Genomic DNA, 9,664 nt, shown 5'->3' on the forward strand with positions numbered 1-9,664 from the left:
CTATTACTTATGACAAGAATTGTTGCACATTCTCATAGCGGAGACGAATTACGTAGACTCCTGCGGGATTAGCGCGAGCCGAAAATCCACTTTGCAACGTGGTCTTCTTTGCAAAGTTAGTTGAGGCCGTGCCCCGGATAGCGAAGTAATTAGTCGGAGCATTGCCAATATACACAAACATTTCAAAATAACTACTTGGCTTAACGCAGTCATTGCACTGATTTTATACTTTCTTAACTTACAAAAAAAGAAACCCTATCTAGGTTTCCCAGCTTGTTTCTGATTTCATTTTTCCTTAAGAGCAAAAAAACTACTTACTTTTGCTTTTCCAATCAAGAGAGAAAATATACATTGAAGCGTTGCCCATGGAAAACGACGCTTCATCAAATACTGCTATTTCACTATTAAAACGCTCCTTAAGTAATACAGAATCAATGTTTAATCTGTCTACACAAAGTAAAACTTCAATCCGTGGGGGATTTGTTTATCCCCACGGATTATTCGTAAAACCAATCGGACATTTACTGGCAGTCGATCCCCCGCTTAATCCGTATTATTGCTTGAATTAAGGTCTTACTGAGTTATATAGCGAGATAAAGGAGAGCATATCAAAAACGCTTCTCAGTAGCTTTAATTACCATCAAGAGGCTTCGCTTATTCTAGACGATTCGTTTCTAAGGGATAATGTTTTAAGAAATAAACAAGTGCTTGTAGCTCAACCGCTAAGTCAATATGATGAACACGAATATGTTCTGGAACCGTAATCCTCGCTGGAGTGAAATTTAAAATCCCCGTAATCCCTTGCTCCACGAGTCGATCGGTGATTCCATCCGCTTCACTAGCAGGGATTGTTAAGATTGCCACCTTTACACCAGCTATCTTGTCTTCTAAATCTGCAATATTATATACAGGTACATCGCCAATCGTAGTTCCAACCTTATCGGGATCACTATCGAACGCCATCTTTATTAATATATTATTATTTTTCATAAAATTATAATGTAAAAAGGCAGTACCTAGATTACCTACGCCAATTAGTGCAACATCCGTTGTTTCATCCTGATCGAGCGTCTTACGAAAAAATCCCAATAGGTATTCGACATTATAGCCATATCCCTTTTTACCCAATGCACCAAAATAAGAAAAATCTCTGCGAATGGTAGCAGAATCGACTTTTACCGCATCACTTAATTCCTTGGAGGACACCCTTTTTTTGCCCTGGTGATTCAAATTATTTAAAAATCGATAATACAATGGCAAGCGTTTAGCAGTTGCTTGAGGTATTTTATTTTGATCCATGGTCATTCCTTCTTTCCTTACGATAATAATCTCCAGATTTACCACCTTGTTTTTCGATTAAAAATGTCTGGCCGATGGTCATCCCTTTATCAATCGCTTTGCACATATCATATACTGTCAATGTAGCAGCAGACACAGCAGTAAGAGCTTCCATCTCAACACCTGTAATTCCTTTCGTTTTCACAGTGGCATCAACAATTAATTCATATGTATCATGTGACGTATCCCACTGAAACGAAATATTAACGCCCGTTAATGGTAACGGATGACACATTGGAATAAAGTCTGGTGTCTTCTTTGCTGCCATAATACCTGCAACTTGTGCAACTGCAAGTACATCCCCTTTTTTTATAGCATTTCCAATAATCGCCTCATAAACTTGTTTGTTCATAAGGATACTGGATCTAGCGATTGCCATACGATTCGTTTCTTGCTTATCACTAATATCCACCATATGCGCCCTACCCTGTTGATTAAAGTGTGTAAAATCTGACATTTGCCCAACTCCATTGCTTTGAACTCCATCTCTATTCTAGCAGAAAAATGGAAATAAGTCGTGATCGTTTTCACAATTATATTGCTTGCGTTCATGTAATTAAGATACACTAGTATGGATGAGGTGAAAAGCTATGATACTTATGCAAATGAATGGACTTTCTAAGGCATTTGGTGCTGATGAGATTCTATCGAATATAAAAATGGAAGTAAAAGACAATGATCGTATTGCTATTGTAGGTAGAAATGGAGCTGGAAAGTCTACACTATTAAAAATAATGGCTGGTGAACTCAGCTATGATGATGGTGAGCTTTTCCAGCCTAAGGATTTAACAATCGGTTACTTATCACAACATATGTCACTTGAATCAAATCAAACCATTTGGGATGAAATGCTCGCTGTATTTACGGAATTAAGAAAACAGGAAGAAGAGCTACGTCTCCTTGAAAAGCAAATGGAACAAACGACTAACCATTCAACTGACAGCTATGAAAAATTATTGGATCAATACGATAAACTACAACAGGTCTTTCAAAGGAATGGCGGATATACCTATGAAGCAGATATAAAAGCTGTTTTAACTGGCCTAGATTTTCATCATTTTGACTACCAAACACCAATTGAAACACTAAGTGGTGGTCAAAAAACTAGATTGGCACTAGGAAAACTGTTATTAAAGAAGCCACAGTTACTTATTTTAGATGAACCAACAAACCACTTGGATATTGATACATTAAATTGGTTAGAAAACTATCTAATAAGCTATCCTGGAGCTATCATCATCGTCTCCCACGATCGTTATTTTCTAGATAAGACCGTATCCATCGTTTATGAGATTTCCAGACACAAAACGAAAAAATATCATGGTACGTATAGTAAATTTTTAGAACAAAAAGCTTTGGATTTTGAAAAAGACCTAAAAGAATATGAAAAACAACAATCTGAAATTAAAAAAATGGAGGATTTTATTCAACGAAATATTGTACGTGCGTCTACAACGAAGCGTGCCCAAAGTAGGCGGAAGCAGTTAGAAAAAATGGACAAGCTTGATCGACCTTTAGGAGAAGAATCTTCTGCTTCCTTTTCATTTCATATCGACAAAAGAAGTGGAAATGATGTCTTAAAAATCAATGATCTGTCCTTTCGTTATGATGGTGAAGATAATGACTTATTTCACCATGTAGATCTGCACCTAAATCGTGGTGAAAGTGTTGCTTTAGTAGGACCTAATGGAGTTGGTAAAACTACGTTATTAAAAGTTATATTAGGTAAACTGAAGGCTGCAAAAGGTAACATTCAGCTCGGAACAAATGTTCAAATTGGTTATTATGATCAAGAGCAGGCAAATTTAAACTCTTCAAAAACGGTATTGATGGAACTCTGGGATGATTATCCGACGATAAATGAAAAAGATATACGCACCGTTCTTGGTAACTTCTTATTTTCAGGAGACGATGTCTTAAAGCCAGTGAATGCATTAAGTGGGGGAGAAAAAGCAAGACTGGCATTATCTAAATTGATGATGCAAAAAGCCAATCTGCTTATACTCGATGAACCGACAAACCATCTTGATATCGATAGTAAGGAAGTACTTGAAGCTGCTTTAATCGATTATCCAGGTACGATACTTTTTGTTTCTCATGATCGCTATTTTATTAACAAAATTGCTGATCAAGTGATCGAAATGCAAAGATCCAATACGATGCTTTATTTAGGGGATTATGATTATTATCTAGAGAAAAAAGCAGAAGAGGCAGAAATACAAAGATTACAGCAAGCTGAAGTAGTTAAACAAAAGTCAACAACTGAAAAAAAGCGGAGCTACAAGGAAGAAAAGCAATTAAAAAGTGAAAGACGCAAGAAGCAACGACGAATTGCTCAACTCGAGGAAGAAATTGAAAAACTAGAGTTAGAAATCAATCAGATAGAAGATAAAATGACACAGCCAGAAATTTTCCAAGATCATGAAAAGGCACTTGAATTAACTCAAGAGACGCAAAATCGAAAACAGCATATCGAACGATTAATGGAAGAGTGGGCCGAGCTACAAGAGGAATAATCGATTTAAAAGAGCGCCCCAACATAGTAATCTAGATGAAACAAATCCGAGCTATATTCCGAATATACGAAGTTATATTTCGAAAAATAGCTCGGGTTTTTTATCATTTTTTGAATACAATGATTAGGTGGTTCCTACCGAAGTATGAAATAGAAAGAATAGTCAACCTTAGATGGATAAATTGCTCGAGTCTACATAAAGCGTCCCATATCCTAGATTTCGATGATGATATGCCACATCTGCTTGTAAATAAAAAGCTACATGATCGCAATTTTATATCATATAGCTTTTTTAGATGACCATATTTATTTGAATAGATAATCATTTTGAATCGAGTTTTCCACAGCTATTCGATAAATCACGCCAAAGCCAAGCATTGTGGATAATACGGAACTGCCTCCATAACTTATCAACAATAACGGAATTCCTGTAACCGGCATAATTCCTATTGCCATCCCAACATTTTGAAACACGTGGACTAACAGCATACTCAGGTAGCCAAAACAAATATATGCAGCAAACGGCGAATGCTTATAAATAGCGAGCCCAATCGTAACTAACTTATATAGCAACATAAAATATAGAAAAATGACAAGCGCACTGCCGACAAAACCAAAGCTCTCTCCAATGATGGAAAAGATAAAATCGGTTTGTGCTTCTGGGAAATTAACCTGAGGTGTCCCAAGCCCTTTTCCAAATAATTGCCCTGAACCAAGTGCCATAAAAGCCTGGTCAAAATGCCATGTAGCATCACTTGTTTGTTGCGTAGGATCAAACCACGTCATAATTCGATCAATCTGGTACGCCTGATCGTCTCCAACAATTTTCTTTGCTAGATCCGGGAACTTTACAATAAATCCTAATACAGCGCCAAGTATCGCTGAAATACTAACAATTAGGAACGTAATAATTTTCCAATCAATTCCCGATAATATAATAATCATTCCTGCAATGAATAGATACACCATTGCCGTACCAAAATCAGGCTGTTGCATAATTAAAAAGACGGGAGCTCCAACTACTGCAAGAATTTTAACTAACATAAGTATGTCTGACTTTACGGTCGGTCTTTCAAATTTTTGCTTATGGCTGTGGATAACAGCAGCCATGTATATAATGGTCGTTATTTTCGTAAACTCAGCGGGCTGTAACGAAAGTCCAGGAAGCTGGAACCAACTTTTCGCATTATTGACAGGCTTTGCTATCGCCTCAGGACTAATTAACAACACAGCAAGCACAAGTACACCAAATCCATATATGAAGACACTAGCCTTCTGTATTTGCTCAATATCTAAATACTGTATGGCAGCTACAATACCAACACCTATTGTAAACCAAACAATTTGTTGCAAGACAAAGTTCTTACCATATTGATCCAATTGCTGGGCGTTGTAAATAGCAAGTAAGCTGACACATACAAACAAAATAAATAAGATAATTAAATCATTCTGTATATAAAAGGACTGTTTCTTAGACACTGCTCAATCACCAAATTTCTCTAACATCATTAAATGTTGTATAGTTATCCACAAGCTCAAAAGTGAATAACATGCATTATATTGCTATTAATAAAAAGATATGCACATTATCCACACGTTTTTATGCAGTTTTCCACAAATTTACCCACTTTCAACATGACTATCTGACAGACTTCAAAGAAGTTATGAACATTTCTGTGACAAACTGTGGATTACTTATTACTTTAAAAGCAACGAAGGTCTTGCATTTAATTCAAGCCCTGAACGTCTACCTTGTTCAAAAGCAATTGTCCCTGCAGCAGCAATCATTGCAGCATTATCCGTGCAGAGGTTTAAAGGAGGTATTAATAAAGGAATACTAGTCTTTGCAAATTCCGCTTCCAACGCACTGCGTAATCCTCTGTTAGCTGCTACACCGCCTGCAATAATAACCTGTTTAACATCAAACTCCTTTGCTGCACGAACCGTTTTAGTAGTTAATACATCAATTACACTAGCTTGAAAGCTAGCTGCTATATCCTCTTTTCTAAGTTCTTTTCCACGTTGTTTTGCATTGTGAATGGTATTAATAACAGAAGACTTCAGCCCACTAAAGCTAAAATCATAGCTATTTTGCTCTAACCATGCTCTAGGAAAATCGATTGCTTCTTCTCCTAGTTCTGCCAGCCGGTCAATTTGCGGGCCACCTGGATAAGGCAATTGCAACATACGTGCAACTTTATCATAGGCTTCTCCTGCAGCATCATCCCTTGTTTCGCCAATTAATTCATATGCTCCATGTGATTTCATAAGAACAAGTTCTGTATGACCACCAGAAACGATTAATGCAAGCAAAGGGAATTCAAATTCCTTTTCTAACCGATTTGCATAAATATGTCCAGCTATATGATGTACACCAATCAACGGTTTTTGTTTAGCAAAAGCCAATGCTTTAGCAGCATTCACACCTACTAATAAAGCACCTACTAAACCTGGCCCTTCCGTAACTGCAATCCCATCAATATCTTCCCATACCGTATTTGACTGTTGTCGTGCTTCTTCCAGTACATACGTTATTTGTTCCACATGATGACGGGAAGCTATTTCTGGAACTACTCCGCCAAATCGTTTATGACTATCAATTTGTGATGCAACGACATTGGCAAGAATTTCTCTTCCATTTTTTACAATGGCTACTGCAGTTTCATCACAACTTGTTTCAATTCCTAATAGTATTGTGTCTTTTTTCATGTTAAATTCACCCACATTACAATTGCATCTTCCTGATTATCTGTATAATAATTTTTACGAATGCCGCCTGATACCAACCCAAATTTACGATATAATTTTTGTGCTACCATATTCGATTTACGAACTTCTAAAGACAGACGACTGACTCCTTTCATTATCGCATATCGAATAGTATAGTGGAATAGTTTTTCTCCTAATCTTCTCCCTCGAAAAGATGGCATAATAGCAATATTCGTAATTTGTGCATCATCCAGGACTATCCACATACCTACATAACCGACAATAGTATCGTCAAGCTCCATCACAAAATAATATGCATGTGGATTATCGGTAATCTCCTGATAAAAAATGTCTGTCGTCCATGAAGTGGTAAAAGATGCCTTTTCCACTTCCATTACTTGTTGAACATCAGCTACTTCCATTTTTCGTATTGCTACGTTACTCATTCGCTTGCTTTTCCCTTTGTTGCTCAAGCCATTTCGCTTCTGCTTCTGCAAGTCTGAGGTAATTTGGAGTCAACGTATGTGTAGAATCAATGGGTTTATCTTTAGATGCTAATATCAAATGAGAAGCCCTAGGTAGATGATAGGTAGGTTCTGGAATCATGGCATTTATTCCCACTATCCGTTCAATAGCTTCCTGATGAATATGCATGTCAGGACTTAAAAACAAAACAGGCTTGTCATAAGCCTTAAGCTTGTTTAATAAATCCTCCATGGAGATATTTGATTCAGGTACAATCTCTTCCATAATCGTACCTTGCCACTGATAGGTACTGGAATAAACCATTCCCCTTCTAGCATCAAAAAAAGGACAAATAAGACCATTAAAAAATCGCCCTTGATATGCAAGGACTTCCAAACTAGAAATGCCCACTATTGGTATATTCAGTGCCCAGGCCATTGTCTTTGCTGTAGACAACCCAATTCGAACTCCTGTAAATGATCCAGGACCTTTTGCAACAACAATTTGCTCTAATTGATCAGGCATTAATCCAATATCTTTCATTAATTGATCAATTGCTGGCATTAAACGTACGGAATGATTCTTCGCTAAGTTTGTATTTATTTCGCCAATGATTTGCTCATTTTGTTGAATAGCGACACTCATTACTTGGTTCGAAGTATCGATAGCAAGTATGTTCATGTAAATAACTCCTCATTCTGCTAAATTATAACTGTAGTTCATTTAGAACGTATTTAAAATGGTCACCCCATGCAGTAAATGCTAATTCTCTCGAATGTTCATTAATGTATGAAATAGTTATTTCTAGACGATTTTGTGGTAAGTAATCTTGAATAAATCTTGCCCATTCAACGATACAAATACCGTCTCCATTAAAATATTCATCAAACCCTATGTCCTCATCTGAATGTTCTAATCGATAGACGTCCATATGATATAACGGCAGTTCGCCTTCATACTCTTTAATAATCGTAAATGTTGGACTTGTCACATTTCGTTTTACTCCTAGTCCAACTGCGATACCCTTTGTAAAAGTTGTCTTTCCAGCTCCAAGGTCACCTTCAAGCGTAATAACATCCCCTGGCTTAAGTAATATCGCAAGTTTTTCAGCAAGCTGTATTGTTTCTTCTACTGTATGAGTTGTAATTTGATATGTATCCAATAAATCCACCTACTTTAAATGTGTGTACCCCTGCTTTGGTAAAGTGTAATTCCTACCATCCTTATTGATATATACCTTTCCACTTGTATCCTCGTTTATAACTTTACCTATTTTCGTTATTCTAACAGGTAATAATTTAGCTACGCTCTTTAACTCCGACCAGTCCGCTGACGGAACAGTACCTAATAATTCAAAATCTTCCCCTCCAAAATATTTCCAGTTATATTGTAAATCAGAAGGAAATTGATTATATGTCTCATAAACTGGAATTCGATTATCCTCTAATTGAATAGTTACCCTTGAAGCTTCCGCAATTTCTGCTGCTTCACTTGCAATGCCATCACTCACATCATTTAATGTGATTCGAGTAAACTTCTGCAAATGAGCTGCAAAATCGATTTGAGGTGTGGGTAGTTGATGCCTTTTAATAAAATACGCTGCGTTATCGTAGGAGCTTGGATTTGTCAGAATATGAAAGCCTGCTTGTGAATCACCTAATGTACCCGTTACAAATACAATATCTGCAGCTTTAGCAGTATGACGATAGCGAATTTTATCATGATCAACATAACCAATCACAGTAATAGATAAAGATAGTTCTTTGCCCGATACTGTGTCTCCACCAATTAAGTCCATGTGGTATTTCCCAGCCATTTTCTTCATGCCAGCAAAGATCTCAGCAATTTCTATTTCGGTCCAAGTCTTAGGAATAACAATAGAAGCTAGATAAAAAGCAGGAGTTGCTCCCATTGCAGCTAAATCACTTAAATTTGCTGCTAAAGCCCGAAAGCCTACATGAAAAGGCTCCATCGTATCCCTTCGGAAATGGACTCCTTCTACAAAAGTATCAACTGCCGTTACAATATCTGATGCAGATTGACGTATAACAGCTGCATCATCCCCAATACCTTTGATTAAAGTAGGCTGGCTATAATATGTTTGTTTTATTGAATCAATTAATGAAAATTCATCCATTTACAAGTCACACCAATTTCTTTTTAAGCTATATTTTATGATAGCAAAAAATGTTGAAAAATGAAAAAGGAAACCATACTAGATTGGAAATAACATGAAGTAGATAAGGATGGATATTTTACTTGATTCGGGGCGACAGCTTCTTGATGAAAATTCCTATTAAATATAAAAAACACACGATTTTCAATAATGAAATCCTGTGTCTACCTTTATAATATTAGTGGCGGTCCGGACGGGACTCGAACCCGCGACCTCCTGCGTGACAGGCAGGCATTCTAACCAACTGAACTACCGGACCAATTTATTCAACTATAATAATGTTATTCAGTGTAGTTAGATGAAACATTTTGGTTACATTTTACAGTACTATTGATATTCAATTAACCAATATAGTTAATAATGTAATTTGGTTGCGGGAGCAGGATTTGAACCTGCGACCTTTGGGTTATGAGCCCAACGAGCTACCAGACTGCTCCATCCCGCGATATGATTATAACTTG

General features: G+C 36.9%; 9 protein-coding genes and 2 tRNA genes. 1 reads left to right on the top strand and 10 read right to left on the bottom strand.

Features of this window, described 5'->3' with window-relative positions; all coding sequences use genetic code 11:
* Window positions 1-654: 654 nt before the first annotated feature.
* A complete protein-coding gene (locus JUJ52_RS21790) occupies window positions 655-1,305 on the bottom strand; it encodes a redox-sensing transcriptional repressor Rex (protein WP_026680376.1) in 651 nt (216 codons plus the stop codon).
* Window positions 1,286-1,795 carry a cyclic pyranopterin monophosphate synthase MoaC gene (gene moaC, locus JUJ52_RS21795; RefSeq protein ID WP_121604545.1) on the bottom strand — a complete coding sequence of 170 codons (510 nt, stop codon included), beginning with the start codon at window positions 1,793-1,795 and terminating at the stop codon, window positions 1,286-1,288. The genes JUJ52_RS21790 and moaC overlap by 20 nt, the downstream gene beginning before the upstream one ends.
* A gap of 133 nt (window positions 1,796-1,928) precedes the next feature.
* Here moaC and JUJ52_RS21800 point away from each other — a divergent pair, with 133 nt between their 5' ends.
* Window positions 1,929-3,854: an ABC transporter ATP-binding protein gene (locus tag JUJ52_RS21800; RefSeq protein WP_205389561.1), complete on the top strand. Its 1,926-nt coding sequence runs from the start codon at window positions 1,929-1,931 to the stop codon at window positions 3,852-3,854.
* Between the two features lie 305 nt (window positions 3,855-4,159).
* On the opposite strand, the gene JUJ52_RS21805 is transcribed toward JUJ52_RS21800, so the two are convergent.
* From JUJ52_RS21805 to JUJ52_RS21840, 8 genes are all read right to left on the bottom strand, one after another.
* Window positions 4,160-5,332, bottom strand: coding sequence for an FtsW/RodA/SpoVE family cell cycle protein (locus JUJ52_RS21805; RefSeq protein WP_026680373.1), 1,173 nt, complete (start codon window positions 5,330-5,332; stop codon window positions 4,160-4,162).
* 219 nt (window positions 5,333-5,551) lie between these two features.
* Window positions 5,552-6,562, bottom strand: coding sequence for a tRNA (adenosine(37)-N6)-threonylcarbamoyltransferase complex transferase subunit TsaD (tsaD, locus tag JUJ52_RS21810; protein WP_205389560.1), 1,011 nt, complete (start codon window positions 6,560-6,562; stop codon window positions 5,552-5,554).
* A complete protein-coding gene (rimI, locus tag JUJ52_RS21815) occupies window positions 6,559-7,008 on the bottom strand; it encodes a ribosomal protein S18-alanine N-acetyltransferase (protein WP_026680371.1) in 450 nt (149 codons plus the stop codon). Before rimI ends, tsaD begins: the two co-directional genes overlap by 4 nt.
* Complete coding sequence (tsaB, locus tag JUJ52_RS21820) at window positions 7,001-7,708, bottom strand: tRNA (adenosine(37)-N6)-threonylcarbamoyltransferase complex dimerization subunit type 1 TsaB (RefSeq protein ID WP_026680370.1); 708 nt, start codon at window positions 7,706-7,708, stop codon at window positions 7,001-7,003. Before tsaB ends, rimI begins: the two co-directional genes overlap by 8 nt.
* Window positions 7,709-7,733: 25 nt before the next feature.
* Window positions 7,734-8,189, bottom strand: a complete 456-nt coding sequence (gene tsaE / locus JUJ52_RS21825; protein WP_205389559.1) for a tRNA (adenosine(37)-N6)-threonylcarbamoyltransferase complex ATPase subunit type 1 TsaE — start codon at window positions 8,187-8,189, stop codon at window positions 7,734-7,736.
* Window positions 8,190-8,198: 9 nt separating this feature from the next.
* Window positions 8,199-9,164: a thiamine-phosphate kinase gene (gene thiL / locus JUJ52_RS21830; RefSeq protein ID WP_205389558.1), complete on the bottom strand. Its 966-nt coding sequence runs from the start codon at window positions 9,162-9,164 to the stop codon at window positions 8,199-8,201.
* Window positions 9,165-9,385: 221 nt separating this feature from the next.
* Window positions 9,386-9,462: transfer RNA gene (locus JUJ52_RS21835), tRNA-Asp, on the bottom strand.
* Between the two features lie 109 nt (window positions 9,463-9,571).
* Window positions 9,572-9,648: transfer RNA gene (locus tag JUJ52_RS21840), tRNA-Met, on the bottom strand.
* Window positions 9,649-9,664 lie beyond the last annotated feature (16 nt).

Origin of the sequence: Virgibacillus sp. AGTR (assembly GCF_016919725.2) — a bacterium.
GTDB lineage: Bacteria > Bacillota > Bacilli > Bacillales > Amphibacillaceae > Virgibacillus > Virgibacillus salarius.